20 protein-coding genes are annotated in these 16715 nt (G+C 75.7%); 10 read left to right on the forward strand and 10 right to left on the reverse strand.

Going from position 1 to position 16715, the window contains the following annotated elements; genetic code table 11:
- The first annotated feature begins 119 nt into the window (after window positions 1–119).
- The gene (locus tag PH190_RS00925) at window positions 120–596 is read left to right on the forward strand and encodes a hypothetical protein (RefSeq protein ID WP_274229625.1); all 477 of its coding nucleotides are present in this window, start codon (window positions 120–122) and stop codon (window positions 594–596) included.
- A gap of 43 nt (window positions 597–639) precedes the next feature.
- Here the strand turns inward: PH190_RS00925 and PH190_RS00930 are convergent, their stop codons facing one another.
- Window positions 640–1197, reverse strand: a complete 558-nt coding sequence (locus PH190_RS00930) for a bifunctional nuclease family protein (protein ID WP_274229626.1) — start codon at window positions 1195–1197, stop codon at window positions 640–642.
- Window positions 1198–1380: 183 nt separating this feature from the next.
- On the opposite strand from PH190_RS00930, the gene PH190_RS00935 reads away from it, so the two are divergent.
- From PH190_RS00935 to PH190_RS00945, 3 genes are read left to right on the forward strand one after another with little or no spacing between them, the layout of a single operon-like run.
- The gene (locus PH190_RS00935) at window positions 1381–1896 is read left to right on the forward strand and encodes a 2Fe-2S iron-sulfur cluster-binding protein (RefSeq protein WP_274229627.1); all 516 of its coding nucleotides are present in this window, start codon (window positions 1381–1383) and stop codon (window positions 1894–1896) included.
- Window positions 1893–2939: an FAD binding domain-containing protein gene (locus PH190_RS00940; RefSeq protein WP_274229628.1), complete on the forward strand. Its 1047-nt coding sequence runs from the start codon at window positions 1893–1895 to the stop codon at window positions 2937–2939. The genes PH190_RS00935 and PH190_RS00940 overlap by 4 nt, the downstream gene beginning before the upstream one ends.
- On the forward strand, window positions 2936–5047 hold the full coding sequence (locus PH190_RS00945) for a xanthine dehydrogenase family protein molybdopterin-binding subunit (RefSeq protein WP_274229629.1): 2112 nt from the start codon (window positions 2936–2938) through the stop codon (window positions 5045–5047). Before PH190_RS00940 ends, PH190_RS00945 begins: the two co-directional genes overlap by 4 nt.
- 55 nt (window positions 5048–5102) lie before the next feature.
- Here the strand turns inward: PH190_RS00945 and PH190_RS00950 are convergent, their stop codons facing one another.
- The 3 genes from PH190_RS00950 to PH190_RS00960 all read right to left on the reverse strand — a co-directional run bounded on the left by PH190_RS00950 (window position 5103) and on the right by PH190_RS00960 (window position 6789).
- A complete protein-coding gene (locus tag PH190_RS00950; protein ID WP_274229630.1) occupies window positions 5103–5555 on the reverse strand; it encodes a hypothetical protein in 453 nt (150 codons plus the stop codon).
- Between the two features lie 116 nt (window positions 5556–5671).
- On the reverse strand, window positions 5672–6532 hold the full coding sequence (locus PH190_RS00955) for an oxidoreductase (RefSeq protein WP_274229631.1): 861 nt from the start codon (window positions 6530–6532) through the stop codon (window positions 5672–5674).
- 59 nt (window positions 6533–6591) lie between these two features.
- Window positions 6592–6789, reverse strand: coding sequence for a hypothetical protein (locus tag PH190_RS00960; protein ID WP_274229632.1), 198 nt, complete (start codon window positions 6787–6789; stop codon window positions 6592–6594).
- A gap of 35 nt (window positions 6790–6824) precedes the next feature.
- On the opposite strand from PH190_RS00960, the gene PH190_RS00965 reads away from it, so the two are divergent.
- On the forward strand, window positions 6825–7616 hold the full coding sequence (locus PH190_RS00965) for a class I SAM-dependent methyltransferase (protein ID WP_274229633.1): 792 nt from the start codon (window positions 6825–6827) through the stop codon (window positions 7614–7616).
- 16 nt (window positions 7617–7632) lie between these two features.
- On the opposite strand, the gene PH190_RS00970 is transcribed toward PH190_RS00965, so the two are convergent.
- From PH190_RS00970 to PH190_RS00990, 5 genes are all read right to left on the reverse strand, one after another.
- Complete coding sequence (locus PH190_RS00970) at window positions 7633–8007, reverse strand: hypothetical protein (RefSeq protein WP_274229634.1); 375 nt, start codon at window positions 8005–8007, stop codon at window positions 7633–7635.
- A gap of 33 nt (window positions 8008–8040) precedes the next feature.
- Window positions 8041–8550 (reverse strand): hypothetical protein, encoded by a 510-nt coding sequence (locus PH190_RS00975; RefSeq protein WP_274229635.1) that lies wholly within the window; start codon window positions 8548–8550, stop codon window positions 8041–8043.
- A 57-nt stretch (window positions 8551–8607) separates the two neighbouring features.
- Entirely contained in the window at window positions 8608–9636 is a 1029-nt protein-coding gene (locus PH190_RS00980) for an alpha/beta fold hydrolase (RefSeq protein WP_274229636.1), read from the reverse strand.
- Window positions 9637–9699: 63 nt separating this feature from the next.
- Window positions 9700–10359, reverse strand: coding sequence for a TetR/AcrR family transcriptional regulator (locus PH190_RS00985; protein WP_274229637.1), 660 nt, complete (start codon window positions 10357–10359; stop codon window positions 9700–9702).
- An 18-nt stretch (window positions 10360–10377) separates the two neighbouring features.
- Window positions 10378–10836, reverse strand: a complete 459-nt coding sequence (locus tag PH190_RS00990; protein WP_274229638.1) for an ester cyclase — start codon at window positions 10834–10836, stop codon at window positions 10378–10380.
- Window positions 10837–10940: 104 nt separating this feature from the next.
- Here PH190_RS00990 and PH190_RS00995 point away from each other — a divergent pair, with 104 nt between their 5' ends.
- The 4 genes from PH190_RS00995 to PH190_RS01010 all read left to right on the forward strand — a co-directional run bounded on the left by PH190_RS00995 (window position 10941) and on the right by PH190_RS01010 (window position 15294).
- Window positions 10941–11690 carry a sulfite exporter TauE/SafE family protein gene (locus tag PH190_RS00995; RefSeq protein ID WP_274229639.1) on the forward strand — a complete coding sequence of 250 codons (750 nt, stop codon included), beginning with the start codon at window positions 10941–10943 and terminating at the stop codon, window positions 11688–11690.
- 131 nt (window positions 11691–11821) lie between these two features.
- The gene (locus tag PH190_RS01000; protein ID WP_274229640.1) at window positions 11822–12022 is read left to right on the forward strand and encodes a hypothetical protein; all 201 of its coding nucleotides are present in this window, start codon (window positions 11822–11824) and stop codon (window positions 12020–12022) included.
- Window positions 12023–12058: 36 nt separating this feature from the next.
- Entirely contained in the window at window positions 12059–14821 is a 2763-nt protein-coding gene (locus PH190_RS01005; protein WP_274229641.1) for a helix-turn-helix transcriptional regulator, read from the forward strand.
- 74 nt (window positions 14822–14895) lie between these two features.
- Complete coding sequence (locus tag PH190_RS01010) at window positions 14896–15294, forward strand: VOC family protein (RefSeq protein ID WP_274229642.1); 399 nt, start codon at window positions 14896–14898, stop codon at window positions 15292–15294.
- 152 nt (window positions 15295–15446) lie between these two features.
- Here the strand turns inward: PH190_RS01010 and PH190_RS01015 are convergent, their stop codons facing one another.
- On the reverse strand, window positions 15447–15710 hold the full coding sequence (locus PH190_RS01015; protein WP_274229643.1) for a hypothetical protein: 264 nt from the start codon (window positions 15708–15710) through the stop codon (window positions 15447–15449).
- Between the two features lie 196 nt (window positions 15711–15906).
- Here PH190_RS01015 and PH190_RS01020 point away from each other — a divergent pair, with 196 nt between their 5' ends.
- Complete coding sequence (locus PH190_RS01020; RefSeq protein ID WP_274229644.1) at window positions 15907–16713, forward strand: chitosanase; 807 nt, start codon at window positions 15907–15909, stop codon at window positions 16711–16713.
- Window positions 16714–16715: the final 2 nt, after the last annotated feature.

A 16715-nucleotide genomic window follows, 5' to 3' on the forward strand; every position in this document is an offset into this window, starting at 1 on the left:
GCGGTAGAGCGCATCCGATCGGCGTCGGTCCCCCAGGTGTGAGCGGCGCCCCGATGGCAACCCTCCTCTACGCCGAACAGCTCAGCGCACGAGGAGCGCTGAGCCCACGGAGGTGCTCCATGGGTCGCCACGACCGTCACGACACGACCAGCACGCCCGCCGACCGGCAGGCCCCTTCGACGCCGCGCCGGATCGCGCTCGCCGTCCGGCAGACGATCCCGACGCCCCCGGCCCCGCTCCCGGGCGCCGACGCCACGACGCTGACGATCCGCCCGTTCGGCGCGGCCGGACCGACGGTCGTGCCGGGCCCGTCCCCGCACGTCGGCGGCGACGGCCCGATCCCGACGGCCGGCCCGCCCGCGCGGTTGAGCCGCCGCGAGCGCCGGGCCGCGAAGCACGAAGAGGCCGAGCGGGCCGCGCTCGCCGCGCGCCTGTCGCGGGCGCAGCGCCGCAACCGTCAGGTCGCGGCCTGGAGCACGCCGGCGGTGCCGGCACCCCGGTCGGCGGACCCGTCGTCGACGAGCGGCCCGCTCGACACCCGGCGCGCGGCACGGCCGCCGGGCGCCGACGTCTTCGTCCCGACCCAGCGCTCCTGAGCCTGACCGGTGGCGGGGCCCGCGGGTCCCGCCACCGGGTGCGCTACTCCTCGTCGAGGCGGAAGTCGTCCGGGGTCGCCTCGGACAGCGCGCGGCGCAGGGCCTCGACCTCGTCCTCGACGTCGGCCGACGTCGCCGTCGTCCCCGCCTCGGTCTCGTCGGGCTCGTCCTCGGGCCCGCCGACCGTCGCCACCGCGTTCGAGGGCAGCGCGGCCTCGCTGAGCACGTCCTCGGACACCTCGATCGTGCAGCCCTGGTGCACCGCGAGCGTCACCGCGTCGCTCGCCCGCGCCGACACCGACCGCGAGCCGCCGTCGGACGTCGTCAGGTCGAGCTCGGCGTGGAACTGCCCGTCGACCAGCGCGGTGAGCCGCACGCCGACGAGCTGCGCGCCGAACGCCTCGACGGCGTCGAGCAGCAGGCGGTGGGTCAGCGGGCGCGGCAGGGTCGCGGCGACCTCGGCCGCCGCGAGCGCCGTCGCCTCCGGCGCCCCGATCCAGATCGCGAGGTACCGACGTCCCCCGCCCTGCTCACGCAGCAGGAGCACCGGGTCCTCGCTGCCCTGCTCCTGCCCCACACCGGCGACCTCGACCACAGCCATGCCACCACTATCCGCCCGCCCGCGGGGCGGCGTCGACCCGGCCGGTGTCGCGGCACGTCACGCGACGTCTCCCCCTCGGCGGTGTGGCACCGATCATACTCGCGGGCACCGCGGAAAGCTCCCGATCATCTCCCTTCTCACCGGAGCGCAGTTCCGTCTGGGGCGCGGGGTACCCGTCCCCGCGTGCACGCTGATCTCTCGCTGACCGTCGACGGTCACCACCACACGCTCACCGTCGACACCCGCACGACGGTGCTCGACGCCCTGCGCGAGCACCTCGCCGTCACCAGTCCCAAGAAGGGCTGCGACCACGGGCAGTGCGGTGCCTGCACCGTGCTGCTCGACGGCCGACGCACCCTGTCCTGCCTGTCGCTCGCCGTCGCCCACGACGGCGCCGAGGTCACCACCGCCGACGGCCTCGCGCCCGAGGGCGAGCTGCACCCGGTGGCGCAGGCGTTCCTCGACCACGACGCCTTCCAGTGCGGCTACTGCACGCCCGGCCAGATCTGCTCCGCGGTCGGGATGCTCGACGAGGCCGCGGCCGGCCACCCGAGCGTCGTCACCGACGACCTCGCCGGGCCGGTCACGCTCGACCGCGCCGAGATCGCCGAACGCCTCTCGGGCAACCTCTGCCGCTGCGGGGCGTACGCCCACATCGTCGACGCCGTCGCCGAGGTCGGGTCGGAGGTGGCCCGGTGAGGCCCTTCGCCTACGAGCGCCCCGACGACGCGGCCGGCGCCGTCGCCACGGTCACCGCCGACCCGGACGCCGTCTTCCTCGCCGGCGGGACCAACCTCGTCGACCACCTCCGGCTCGGGCTCGCCACGCCCGGCACGCTCGTCGACGTCACCGGGCTGACGTCGACGGAGATCACCGACCTGCCCGACGGCTCGCTGCGCGTGGGGGCCGGGGTCCGCAACGCCGACCTCGCCGCCGACGAGCGCGTGCGCACCCGCTACCCGGCGCTCGCGCAGGCCCTGCTCGCCGGGGCGTCGGGCCAGCTGCGCAACATGGCGACGACCGGCGGGAACCTGCTGCAGCGCACGCGGTGCGTCTACTTCCAGGACCTCACGACGCCCTGCAACAAGCGCGCGCCCGGGTCCGGCTGCTCGGCGCTCGACGGCTGGGCCCGCCACCACGCGGTCCTCGGCGCCACCCACGAGCCGGCCGGCGTCGCGTGCGTCGCCACCCACCCGTCGGACATGGCCGTCGCCCTGGTCGCGCTCGACGCGCAGGTCCGGGTGCTCGGGACGGACGGGGAGCGCACGGTCCCGATCGGCGACCTGCACCGCCTGCCCGGCGACGACCCGTCGCGCGACACGGTGCTCGCGCACGGCGAGCTGATCACCGCCGTCGACCTGCCGCCGTCGCCGATCGCCGCGCACTCGACCTACCGCAAGGTGCGCGACCGCGCCTCGTACGCGTTCGCGCTCGTCTCGGTCGCCGCGGCGCTCGACGTCGCCGACGACGGCACGATCCGGGACGCCCGCGTCGCGCTCGGCGGCGTCGCCCACCGGCCCTGGCGGGCGACCGCGACCGAGCAGTCCCTGGTGGGCGCGCCCGCCACCGAGGACACGTTCCGCGCCGCGGCGCGCGCCGAGCTCGTCGACGCCCGGCCCGTCGAGAGCCCGCGCGGCGGCACCGCGTTCAAGCTGCCGCTGGTCACGGCGACGCTGCTCGCGACGCTGCGCGACCTCACCGCGCGCACGGCGGCGACGACGACGAGGGAGGACCCCGCATGACCACCGCATCCCGCCCCTTCGTCCCGCGGGCCACCGGCCGCCCGATGACGCGGCCGGAGGGGCCGCAGAAGGTCCGGGGCACCGCCCCGTACACCGTCGAGACGCCGGGCACCGACGCGCTCTACCTCTCCCCCGTGCAGGCCGGCGTCGCCCGCGGCCGCGTCACGGCGATCGACACGAGTGCCGCCGAGGCGCTCGACGGCGTCGTCGCCGTGCTCACCCACGAGGACGCGCCGCGGCTGGCGCGCGAGGCCGACGCCGACCACGGCGTGCTGCAGTCGGCGACGATCCACCAGCACGGCCAGTACCTCGCCGCCGTGCTGGCCACCTCGTCGGAGACCGCGCGGGAGGCCGCGTCGCTGGTGACGGTGGACGTCGTCGAGGAGCCGCACGCGGCCGTCCTCGACGAGGACTCCCCCGAGGTCTACGCCCCGGCGGCCCTCGTCGTCGGCGCGACCGACGACACCCGCGGCGACCCGGAAACCGCCCTCGCGGACGCGGAGGTCGTGCTGCGGGCGACGTACCGGACTCCGATGGAGCACCACCAGGCGATGGAGCCGCACGCCACGGTCGCGCGGTGGGAGGGCGAGCGGCTGGTCGTCCACGAGGCGACGCAGGCCGTGAGCTGGACCCGGCAAGCGCTCGCCGCGGCGTTCGGGCTCGAGGAGTCCTCGATCGAGGTGATCTCCCAGCACGTCGGGGGCGGCTTCGGGTCCAAGGGCGGCACCCACCCGAACACGGTGCTCACGGCGCTCGCCGCCCGCGTCGTCCCGGGACGGTCGGTGCGCTACGCGCTGACGCGCCAGCAGACGTTCGACCTGGTCGGGTACCGGCCGGCGACGGTGCAGCACGTCGCGCTGGGCGCCGACCGCGACGGCCGCCTCACGGCGATCACCCACGACGTCGTCACCCAGGGCTCGCGCATCGGCGAGTTCGTGGAGCCGGCGGCCGCCTTCAGCCGCGGCATGTACGCCGCCGAGGCGCGGCGGACGACACACCGCGTGGTGCCGCTGGACATCGGGGCACCGACGTTCATGCGCGCGCCCGGGGAGGCGCCGGGCAGCTTCGCGGGCGAGTCGGCGATGGACGAGCTGGCGATCGAGCTCGGGATCGACCCGGTCGAGCTGCGGGTGCGCAACGAGCCCGAGGTCGACCCGGAGACCGGGCTGCCGTTCTCCAGCCGCAACCTCGTGGCCTGCCTGCGCCGGGGTGCGGAGCGCTTCGGGTGGGCCGAGCGCGACCCGGCACCGCGGGCCCGCCTGGTCGACGGCTGGTGGCACGGCACCGGCGTCGCCGCGGCGTCGTTCCCGGTCGTGCGCTTCCCCGGCTCCGAGGCGACGATCCGGGCGGTCGGGGGCAGGGACGGAGACGGCGACGGCCCGGTGGGCTACGCGGTCGAGATCGCCGCCGCGGAGATCGGCCAGGGCGCGCGGGCGGCGCTGACGGCGATCGCCGCCGACGCCCTCGACGTGCCCGTGGAACGGATCGACCTGCGCATCGGGGACACCGCGTTCGGGGCGGCCGGCCCGGCGGGAGGGTCGGCGGGGACGACGTCGTGGGGCGCGACGATCGTCGAGGCGGCCGAGCGATTCCGGGACAAGTACGGCGACGACCCCGACGACGGCGACGAGGCCGACGCGTCCACCCCGGACAACCCGTGGGCGTCGGACTACGCCATGCACGCCTACGGGGCGCACTTCGTCGAGGTGGCGGTGCACGCCGACACCGGCGAGATCCGCGTGCCCCGGATGCTGGGCGTGTTCGCGGCGGGCCGGATCGTCAACCCGCTGACCGCGCGGTCGCAGTTCCTCGGCGGTATGACCTGGGGGCTCTCGGCCGCCCTGCACGAGGAGAGCGTCCTCGACGACCGCTTCGGGCACGTGGTCAACCGGGACCTCGCCGGCTACCACGTCGCGACCAACGCCGACGTCGGCGCGGTCGAGGTGGAGTGGCTCGACGAGAACGATCCCTACGTCAACCCGATGGGCACCAAGGGCATCGGCGAGATCGGGATCGTGGGCGTCGCCGCCGCCATCGCCAACGCCGCCCACCACGCCACCGGCGTCCGCGTCCGCTCGCTCCCGATCACCCTGGACGCGTTCCTCTGACCGGCCTACGTGAGTGATTTTCCCGGCTATAGCCGGGAAAATCACTCACATAGGGTCAGCGGGCCGAGGCGATGCCCCGGGCGAGGCGGGTCACGGCGGTGCGGGTCTCCTCGACGGCGGCGACGCACACGCCGGGGTCGGGCGGCGCGCCCGCGGCGCAGCCCCCACGCACGAAGCGCTCGTGGCCCGCGCGCACCGCGGCGGCCGGATCGGTGATCTCGCGGTCGCCGGGGCGCGCGCCCGCCGCCGCGTTCCCGACGTTGAGGACCTCCTCCTCCCAGCGCCCGCACCGCCGCCAGCGCCGGTCGACGTCGCGCGCGGTGTAGCAGGGGTCCTGCGCGACGAGGCCGAGCTTGCTGCGCGCGGCCTCGAGCGAGCCGTCGGGCCGCGCGGGCGTCGCGGACGTGCCCTCGGTGAACGACGACGTGCAGCCGGTGAGGGCGAGCAGGCAGACGAGCAGGCCGACGAGCCGGCAGAGCGCCGGCCCGGCCACGAGGCGTCCCGTCACCGGCACACGGTGTCAGGGGCGTCGGGGCCCTGCCACCGGAGCCACCGAGGGAGATCCACCGGCCCGTGCGGTCGATGTCGATCTCCGTGGTGACCGCACGGGCCGGGTGGCCACCGTCAGGCCGACTCCGGGAAGTCGGTGTCGCGCCCGAGCGCCTCGACCTCGTCGAGCTCGGCCAGGCGCGCCGTCAGCGTCGCGCGGATGCTGTCGAACGCGCTCGGGCCCAGCGGCAGGCGCAGGGGCGGGTCGGCGAGGTCGGCGACGGCGACGACCACCTGCGCCGCCCGCTCCGGGTCGCCGGGCTGCGTGCCGTGCAGCGTCGCGAACTTCGCCCGCGACTCGTCGAGCACCTCCGCGTACGCCGCCATCGGCTCGGCACGGGCGGGCGAGCGGCCGGCGAAGTCGGTGCGGAACGGGCCGGGCTCGATCATCGTCACCTTGATGCCCAGCGGCGCCACCTCCGCCGCGAGCCCTTCGGACATGCCCTCGAGTGCGAACTTGCTCGCCGAGTACGCCGACCCCCCGAGCGCCGAGCGCACCCCTGCCAGCGACGACATCTGGATCACGTGCCCCGACCCCTGCGCCCGCATCACGGGCAGCACGGCACGCGTCACCGCGAACGCGCCGAACACGTTGACCTCGAACTGCGCGCGGATCTGGGCGTCGGTGAACTCCTCGAACGCCCCGCGGCTGCCGTAGCCGGCGTTGTTCACGAGGACGTCGATCCGTCCGAGCTCGGCGACCGCGTCGTCGACCGCGGCGCGCACCGAGTCCTCGTCGGTGACGTCGAGCGCCGCGACGCGCACCCGGTCGGGGGCCTCCGCGGCGAGGTCCGCGACGTCCTCGGTCCGCCGGGCGGTGGCGACGACCCGGTCGCCGCGCGCGACCGCGGCCCGCGCGATCGCCCGCCCGAAGCCGCTGCTCGTCCCCGTGACGAGCCACACCCGCCCGTCCTGCACTCCCTGCGGCGCGGACATCGCCGCCTCCTCCCGCTGCGCTCTCGTGTCCCCGACGACCCGAGTCTCCCCCGCCGTCGTCAGGACCCGCGCACGACCGCCACGGCGCCCAGCACCAGCGCCACGGACAGCAGGTCGGCGGTGGTGACCGCGTGGTTCTGCGACAGCACGAGGAGCTTCGGCCCCTCGACCCGCTTGTCCAGGTTGTTCAGCGGCACCCAGGCCACCGCCGCCGCCGTCATGAGTCCCGCCAGGGTCCACCGCCGCCGTCGCGTCACGGCGCGAGCGTGCCAGCCGGGCAGGATCGGTCGGTGTGGACCAGCGTGGTGACCCGGCGGGGACGGCCGGCGTCGTCGTCACGACGAGCAAGTCGCCCTCGGACGCGCTGCGCGCCGAGGCGCACCGGCTCGCCGCGACGTGGGGACTGCCCGTCGTCGAGCGGCACCGCGGCTCGGTGGCCACGGCCCGAGGCGGCGCGGCGACCGCGCTGGTGTGCACGAGCGAGGGCCTGGTCGCGGAGTCGGCGTCCGGGCGGCTGGCGTTCCACCAGGGCACGGCGGCCAAGCGTCTGCGGACCCTGCGCCACGGCGGCACCGACCCGCTCCTGCGCGCCGGCGAGCTCCGCCCCGGCGACCGGGTGCTCGACACCACCCTCGGCCTCGGCCGCGACGCCCTCGTCGCCGCCTGGGCGCTGGGCCCCACGGGCGAGGTGCTCGGCGTCGAGGCCGACCTCGTGCTGGCGATCCTCGCCGCCGAGGGCTTCGCCGGCGCCGTCCCGCGCCCAGGGTCGGCCCCGGTGCGCGTGCGCCACGGCGACTCGCGCGAGGTGCTGACGGCGATGGCGGCGGCGGGCGAGCAGGTCGACGTGGTCCTGCTCGACCCGATGTTCGCCGACCCCCGGGCCTCCGACCACGGCTTCGCCCTCGCCCGCGACCACACCGTGCCCACGCCGCTGACCCCCGAGTGGGTCGCGCTCGCGCGGGCGGTGGCCCGGCGCCGGGTCGTCGTCACCGCCGAGCGTGCCCGCCCGTGGTTCGCCGAGGCGGGCCTGGAACGTCTCGAGGGCACCCGCTCGGGCCGCTGGTTCCGCGCCCGCCCGAGCTGACCGCATCAACGCCGCGTCAGCGCCTCGGTGTCGGCGAGGGCGGCGACCAGCGGGCGTCGTCCCGCCGGGTGGGCGGGGCCGGCGGGGGCGGCGCCTGCGCGGGCCCCCCGAACGGCGTCGACTGCCAGCGGTCGTCGGCCGCCGGCCGCCGCTCGGGACGCGACTCCGGGGCCCGCCACGACGGCCAGGCGATCACCACGGCCATGGCGAGCATGACCAGGGACAACAGGTCGGCCGTCGTCACCCCGTGCCGGCGGGAGAGCTCCAGCAGGACCTCACCCTCGACCGGCTTGTTGATCCGGACCCAAATCACCGCGCCGACCACGAGCAGCCCCGCGAGGAGCAGACGCCGCGTCGAGAACACCATGACCGATAGACGTGCGCGGGCCACGGATCGTTCCCCGGGTGTTCACCGCGCCACTCGTCAGTGCTCCAGCACCAGCCGCAGCAGCAGCACGACCAGCCCCAGCACGCCGGCGCCGACCGCGCCCCGCAGCGCCCCGGTCCACCGCCGCCCCGCGCGCCATCCCGCGATGCCGCCGATGGCGACGAGGAAGGCGAGCCCCAGCCAGATGACGGCGTCGATCGCGGTGACGGGGTCGTAGAGCCCGCTGACCCCACCGACCACGACGACGAGCAGCGGGAGCACGCCGAGGAGCAGGAACTGCGCCGAGTGCCGGCGGACCTGCCGCAGCTCCGCCCGCGTCGGCGGCGGCAGGTCGTGGCGCGCCCGACGGGCGAGCGACGTGGCGAACGCGTGCGCGGCGAAGGCCGCGATCAGCGGCCCGAGGACGACCTGCCCGGCCACGACGAAGTCCTCGATGCCTCGGTCGAGCGCCACCACCAGCACCGTCATCAGCACGACCGTGCCCTCGACGCCGATCTCGACGTCGAGCCGCAGCGGGCCCCACCGGACGACGGGCGTGTCGTTCACGGGGCGCATCCTCCCGGTGCGCCGCCGACCGGAGGCGTCAGGTCACCGACCGGGTGATCAGGGGTCCATCGCCAGGACGTCGCGGAGGCCGCGGTCGATGAACGCCGTGTCCTCGGGACACAGCCCGCCGCCCGCGAAGTGGCCCCACACGCCCGGGATCACCCGCACCTCCCCGCGCGGGATGTGCTGGGCGGCCCACTGCTCGTCCTCCGGCGGGAAGTACAGGTCCTTCTCCGCGGGCATCGAGAGCAGCGGGCAGCGGATCGAGCTCAGCGCCGCCACGGTGTCGCCGCCGAAGCCGGGCGTCTGCCCGACGTCGCCGTGGAACCATGTCCAGGCCATCGCGAGCAGGTTGTTCGGGTCGCGCTCGTCGAGCCAGAAGCCCTCCCAGAACCCGACGAGGAAGTCCTCGAGCGACGAGTAGCCGAGACGTCGCCACTCCTCCTGCCAGTAGAAGGCCTGCGAGAACCCCCACCCCGCGTAGACGCGGGCGAAGGCCCGGACGCCCTTCTCGGGCAGCTCCCGGTACCAGCCCTCGGCGAAGGCGGCGTCGGCGCGCAGCGCGGCGGTGATCGACTCGAGGAAGACGCGGTTGTGCGGGCTGGTGACGCTCGACCCGCAGAACGGCGCCGCCCGCTGGACCATCTCGGGGTGGCTGACCGCCCACTGGTAGGTCTGCCCCGCCCCCATCGACCAGCCCGTCACGAGCTGCAGGGTCTCGATGCCGAAGTGCTCGGTGACCAGCTTGTGCTGGCATTCGACCTGGTCGTAGAAGGAGACGTGGGGGAACCGCGCGCGGTCGTAGGGCGGCGGGGTGTTGCTCGGCGACGACGAGAGCCCGTTGCCGAGCATGTTGGGCACGATGATGAACAGCTCGTCGGGGTCGAGCGCCTTGTCGGTGCCGATGAGCCACTCGTTGTCGGTGTGCCGGCCCGAGTACCAGGTCGGGTAGACGACGGCGTTGCTCTTGTCGCCGTTCAGCGTGCCGTAGGTCTGGAAGGCGAGCTTCGCGTCGCGCAGCGTCAGCCCGTCCTGGAGGACGACGTCGCCGAGCTCGAAGATCTGGTGGTCGGTGGGGATCGGCATGGACGCTCCCGTCGTCGCCGGGTCAGATCGTTTCCTCGGAAACTAGTCCGGCCGTGGCGCGCGTCAAGACCCGCAGAGGGCCTCGGTCGCGGTCCGCGCGATCCACGCCTCCCAGCGCGCGGGGCTCCAGCCGCAGAGATCGACGAGCCGGTGCGCGGTCTCGGGAGCGAGGAGCGTCCACAGCACGTCGCGGGCCTCGGCGACGGTGACGCCCTCGCGCAGCCCGAAACGCTCGGCGAGCCAGCCCGCGACGACCCCGGTGCCGGTACGGCGTTCCGCCTCGATGGTCTCGACGAACGCCCGGACCTGCGGATCCAGCTGCGGCGCGTCGAGGTACACGGTGACGAGCAGCGGCCCGGCACGCTCGAGCATGAGTCGCCCGACCTGCGCGTAGATCGCCAGCGCCGTCGCCGCGTCCGGCGCCGAGCGCATCGCGACGGCGTGCGGGCGCTGGGTCATCGCCACCGGGATGTCGTCGCCCGCCAGTGCCACGTCGTAGACGGCCTTGAGGACCTCGGCCTTGCCACCGACGACGTTGTAGACGGTCTGCGTGCTCACACCGGCGCGGTGGGCGATTGCGTCGACGGTCGCCCCCGCGTAGCCGCGGCGCACGAACAGGTCGCGCGCCGCGTCGAGGACACGACGGCGGGTCTCGCGGACCTGCTCGGCGCGCGGCGCGTGGGCCGGGGGCGACGGACGCCCCCGGCCAGGGACTTCGGTCACCACAGCAGTCTGCGCTGCTCAGGCGCCTGCGGACAGGAATTCCGCGGGCGGCGCGGGGGTCGGCAGCGCCCCGCACTGCCACAGCGCACCGAGCTCGTCGCGGACACCCCAGTGCTCGGCGAGCCGCCCGTCGCGCACGACGTAGAGGTGCATCGTCTCCATCGCGAACGGCCGGCCCGTCGGCGGGAAGCCGAGGTGGTCCGACGTCGAGACGCCGTGCACGATCGCCCGCGCGGCGACCCGGTCGCCCTGCGCGACCACCTGGCGGATCTCGTAGCGGATGCGCAGCACGTCCTTGAGCCACCGCATGGTGGTGACGTAGGCCTCGCGTCCCCGCGGCATCCAGGGCGGGGCGCCGTGGTCGACGAAGTCCTCGGTCACGAGGTCACCGATGCGCTCGATCTCGCCGGCCTCGAAGTGCGCGATCACCTGCCGGGCGAGGGCCTCGGCGGTGGTCATGGTCTGTGTGTTCGTCATGGAACGAGGTTCGACCGAATCCGGGCGGCACCGCCACGATCATGGAGCAACCGGGGTCGCCGTTCCACCGGGCCGGGGACGCCGGCCGGTCCTAGGGTCCCGGCGTGACGCTGTGGCACGCGGTGCTCATCGCCGTCGCCGGCGTGTGGGCGGGGACCATCAACACGGTGGTCGGGTCGGGCACGCTCGTCACGTTCCCCGTGCTCGTGGCGCTGGGCTACCCGCCGGTGACGGCGACGACGTCGAACGCGATCGGCCTGGTCCCGGGCTCGATCACGGGCGCGTGGGGCTACCGCCACGAGATCACCGGCGCCCGCCGCCAGCTCGTGGCGTGGTCGGTGTGCTCGGCGCTCGGGGCGATCGGCGGCACGGCGCTGCTGCTCTCGCTGCCCGAGGACGCCTTCGAGACGATCGTGCCGTTCCTCGTCGGGATCGCGCTGGTGCTCGTGGTGGTCCAGCCGGTGCTGACCCGCCGGCTCGCACGGACCCCGGCCGCCTCCCGCCGCACCTGGCCGCTCTACCCGCTGATCTTCCTCGTCGGCGTCTACGGCGGGTACTTCACCGCCGCGCAGGGGATCCTGCTGGTCGGCGTCATGGGCCTGCTGCTCACCGAGCCCCTCCAGCGGCTCAACGGCTACAAGAACGTCCTCGCGGCCGTGGTCAACGTCGTCGCGGGCGCCGTCTACGCCGTCGTGGCCCCGATCAGCTGGCCGGTCGTCGCGATCCTGGCCGTGAGCTCGACGATCGGCGGGCTGCTCGGGGCGAGGGTCGGCCGGCGCCTGTCCCCCACGGTCCTGCGCGCGGTGATCGTGGTCGTGGGGCTCGTGGCGATCGTGCGGCTGGTGACGGAGTGACGGTCCCGTCGACGACGACGCCGAGGAGCCCTGTCGGCGACACCGTGGGCCACGGGGCCGCTGCCCCCGGGGGCGCGCACGACCCGTGTCCTCGGGACACGGGTCGACGACGTCGACGACGCGGTCGGTCCGTGCTCCGGCAGTGCTCCGACCGCGCGGGCACGACCGTGCGGGCGTGGGAGGCCGGCACCGGGAGCCTCGTCCTGCTCCGCGGGCCGGGGCTCGCCGGAGTCGAGGACGGCCGGCCGCTGCACGCCGTCGACGGCCCGCGCGAGGGACGCCGGACGTCGGTGACGTTCCGCGCCACCGGCACGCGGGATCTGTCCGTGTGACGCATCGACCACGAAGATGGGCCGTGAGGAGGTGCCGTGCCCGCCGAGCCCGAGGTGATCGGTCGCGCCGACGAGCGCGCCGAGCTCGCCGCCGCCGTCGACCCGCGGCGCCGCGACGGCACCGTGACGGTCCTCGCCGGCGAGCCGGGCAGCGGGAAGTCGACGCTGCTCGACGAGGTCGCGGCCGCGTCGACGCGCCGGGTGCTGCGCACGGCCGGGGTCGAGGGCGACGCCGTGCTCCCGTTCGCGGCGGCCGCCGACCTGCTGCTCCCGCTGATGAAGCACGCCGACGGCCTGCCCGACGTGCAGCGGGAGGCGCTCGAGGTCGCGCTGGCGCTGCGCGCCGGCGTCGTCGGGAGCCCGCTCGCGGTGTGCGCGGCCGCGCTGGCGACGCTCGCCGCCGCGGCCGACGACGAGCCGCTGCTGCTCGTCGTCGACGACTTCCCCTGGATCGACGCGCCGTCCCAGCAGGTCCTGCTGTTCGTCGCCCGGCGCCTCGCCCCGGAACGGATCGCGCTGGTGCTGTCGGTGCGCTCCGAGGTGCCCGTCGACCCCGCGGTGTGGCGGCTGCCGACGATCGAGCTCCCCCCGCTGACGCCCGACGAGAGCCGGGAGCTCGTGGCGGCGCTGCCGGTGCGGGCGTCGCCGCGGGTCGTGGAGACGATCGTGGAGCGGTGCGCGGGCAACCCGCTCGCCGTCGTCGAGATCGCGCGGGCCGCCGGCCCCGAGCTCCTCGTCCCCGGCGACGCGGCGACGCCGGCGCTGCCGCCCGGCTCGGCGCTCGAGCGCACCTGGTCGGCCGCGATCGACGCGCTCCCCACCGCGAGCAGGACCGCGCTCGCGGTGCTCGCCCTCGGCCGGACCACGTCCCGCGAGCAGCTCGACCCCGTCTTCGCCGACCTCGGGATCGCCGACGACGACCTGCTCCCCGCGGAACGCCGGCGGCTCGTGACGCGTGACGGCGACGAGGCGTGCCTGCGCCACGGCCTGCTCCGGCCCCTGGTCGCGGCCCGGACCTCGCGGACGCTCCGCCGCCGTGTGCTCGACGGCCTCGCCCGCCACGCCCCGCCCGACCTCGCGGTCTGGTACCTCGCCGAGGCCACCGAACCGCCGGACGACGACCTCGCGACCCGTCTCGTCGAGGCCGCGCACACCGCCCGCCAGCGCGCGGGTCTCCTGGCCGCCGCACGGACCTGGGCGCGCGCCGCGGACTTCACCGCCGACCCGACGCGGCGCGCCGAGCGCCTGCTCGCCGCGGCCACCGACTCGTCGCTGTCGGGGGGCGCGGAGCAGGCGGTCCGCTGGTGCGAGGAAGCGCTCGCCCTCCGCGACGACGTCGGGTTCGCCGCCGAGGTCGAGGTCGTCCGCTCCCGCTCGCTGACCTGGCTCGACCCGACGCGCGCGGTGGACCTCGCTCTCCGGACCGCCGAGGCCGTGCAGCCCCTCGACACGCGGGCGGCGATGCGCCTCCACGGCGAGGCGATCATGCCGCTGACGATGCTGGCGCGGCTGCGCGAGGCGGAGTCGGTCGCCGACCGCGCGCGGGCCCTGCCCGTCGACGCCGACTTCGTGACGCTCACCGAGATCTGCCACACCTACACGCTGCGGGGACGGTGGGACGAGGCGAACGCCCTGCTCGATGACTTCCTCCGCCGCGCCGACGACGCCGACCCGCTGTGGGACGCGGCGGCGCTGGCCGGCGGGGCGCAGGCCGCCGTGTACCTCGAGCGGCCCGAGGACGGGCGCCGTCTCGTCAGCCCCGTGGCGACCACCGCGCGGCGGGCCGGGGCTCCGCTGCTCCTGGCCTACGCCCTCGGGGTGCGCGGCGAGATCGACTGGTGGGCCGGGCGCTGGCCCGCCGCGTACGCCGACGTCACGGAGGCCGTGGCGTGGGCCGACGAGCTCGGCCAGCGCCACAGCAAGGCCTTCGGTCTGACGCTCCTCGCCCGCCTCGAGGCCGCCCGCGGCGACGTCGGGACGAGCCGCGAGCACGCCGAGGAGGGGCTGCGCATCGCCGGTTCCCTCGGCGTCGCCAGCCTCCACGGCTACGCCGCCGCCGCCCTCGGTGCCGCGGCCCTCGCCGTCGCCGACGTCCCGACCGCCATGGCCCACCTCACCCGGGCCCGCACCCTCGTCGAGCGCCAGGGGTCCGTCTGCGACGTCGCCATCCCGTTCGCCGGCGACCTCGTCGACGCCACCGCCCGCAGCGGCGACCGCGCGGCCGCCGAGGACGCCGTGGCCTGGGTCGCCGCGAACGCGCAGCGCACCGGGTCGGCGTACGCCGAGGCGATGGCGGCCCGCGGGCGCGGCCTGCTCGCCGACGACCGCGAGCAGGCCGAGCACTGGTTCGCCGCCGCGCACCGCGCCCACGCCCGCCTGGTCGCCCCCTACGAGCGCGCCCGGACGTTGCTCGCCCACGCCGAGGTCCGCCGGCGCTGGCGGCGTCCCGGCGCGGCCCGCCCGTTGCTGCTCGAGGCGGAGGGCGCGCTGGCCGCGCTGGGCGCCCGCCCGTGGGTCGAGCGTGCCCGGACGGAGCTCGCCGCGACCGGGCACCGCGGCGCGGTGCCCGAGGCGGCGGAGGAGAACAGGCTCGAGTCGCTCACCCCGCAGGAGTTCCAGGTCGCGCGCGCCGTCGCCGAAGGGCTCTCCAACGTCGAGACCTCGTCGGCGCTGTTCGTCTCGCGCAAGACCGTCGAGGCCCACCTGACGCGGATCTATCGCAAGCTCGGCGTGCGCTCGCGGACCGAGCTCGCCGCGGAGTTCACGCGGCGTCGCGACGCAGGCGAGGGACCTCCCTAGTACCGCGCTCAACCATCACTCGACAGAGTGATGAGCGAACACGGAAGGTACTCGGGTCGGAGGAGGTGGAGACGGTGATCGGCACCGAACGGCCGCAGTTCACCGGGTTCCACCACTACTCCCCGGCGATCACGGACGTCGACACCAGCGCGGCCTGGTACGAGCGGGTGCTGGGTCTGACCCGGACCACGGCGCCGTGCCCGGAGGACGAGGGCACGGAGACGGTCGTGCTGTCCGACCCCGACTCCGGGGTCGCGATCCAGCTGAAGGCCCCGGCCCTCGGCCGGCGTCACAGCCACACCGGCTTCTCGGTGGCGAGCCGTTCGCAGCTCGACACGTGGGCGACGTGGCTCGACGGCCTCGGGATCGCGCACGGCGGCGTCGTCGACGTCGGCGAGCCGGAGCCGTACGCCTACCTCGTGTTCCGGGATCCGGACGACGTCCCCTTGGTGCTGGTGCACGTGGGGGTGTGAGTCCAGCACGGCCGCGGAGCGCGGTGCACACGTCGGAGAGGCGCCGGGGGGCGCGGGACGGCGTGGCGCGGGGACGACGTCGGGGGGCGTCGGCACCGGCTCCGCGTTCCCGGCTCCGGCGGCTCGGGGGGAGCCGCCGGAGCCGGGCGTGCTCACCCCTCGGTCGGCGCCTGCCCGCGCGACCGCCGGTGAGCGGCTTCCTCCGCCTCGTCGTGCGCGCCGTCCCGCGGAGCGGGCACCGCGGGACCCTCCGACTCGCCCGGCCAGCCGTGGGCGCGCGAGGACCCGACCTCGGCGGCCTCGACGTTCGCCAGGACCCGCGCCACGACGAGCGCGACGACCGCGCCGACGACGAACCACAGCACGACCGCGCCCAGTACCCACCACAGCGTCGACGTCGCCACGGTCGCCCCCACGGCCGTCAGGGGTCGCCACGCGACCCCTCCCCCGCCCGTCACCCCCCGTGACGAGTCGAGGACCCATGATGGGGCCTCCGCGCCTCGATCAGGGCAGCGGTGCTATCACGAAGCGGTGACACCGGCGCCGGCACCGCGGCTCCTGCTGCTCCCCTCGATGGCCTACCGTGACGCCGGTGATCGAGCGGGTCCCCGCGTGAGGACGAGTCGCCGCGGCTTCCTGGTCGCGAGCGCGCTGGCGGCGGTCGCCCTGGGTGCCTGCAGCACCCCGGACGCGGTAGCCGCCCGTCCCGAGGGTCTCCTCGACCCCCAGCGCCGCCGGGTCGCCGACGCCGTCATCAGCACGTTCGAGAACTCGACGGTCGACCTCCCCTACGCGCAGGCCCAGCGTCTCGGCGACGGCCGGGGCATCACGGCGGGCCGCGCCGGGTTCACCAGCGGCACCCGCGACCTGCTGCTCGTGGTGCGGCGGTACGAGGCGAGCGCCGGCGGGGCGACGCCGCTGACCCGGTTCGTGCGGCCGCTGGAGCGGATCGACGCCGCGGGAGGCGGGTCGAGCACGCGCGGGCTCGACGGCTTCGAGGACGTGTGGCGCACGACGTCGCAGACCGACCCGCGGCTGGACCAGGCCCAGGACGCCGTCTACGACGAGCTGTACTTCCGTCCCGCGATGGACCTCGCGCGGGGCGCGGGGCAGGTCACGGGGCTGGGCCAGCTCGTCGTGCTCGACACCGCCGTCCAGCACGGGCGGGGCGGCCCCGACGGGCTGCAGGCGCTGATCACCGAGACCGGCGCCCAGCCCGACCCCACCACCTGGCTCGGCCGCTTCCTCCAGGTCCGCCGCGCCCACCTGCAGGACCCGGCGAACGAGGAGACGACCGAGGTGTGGCGGGAATCCATCCCGCGCGTCGACACCCTCGAGACCCTGCTGCGCAAGCGGCGCTTCGAGCTGGACACGCCCCTGACGTGGGACTTCGCGGGCGACCGGTTCAGCCTCGCCTGAGA

The organism is Actinomycetospora straminea, from assembly GCF_028737255.1.
GTDB lineage: Bacteria > Actinomycetota > Actinomycetes > Mycobacteriales > Pseudonocardiaceae > Actinomycetospora > Actinomycetospora straminea.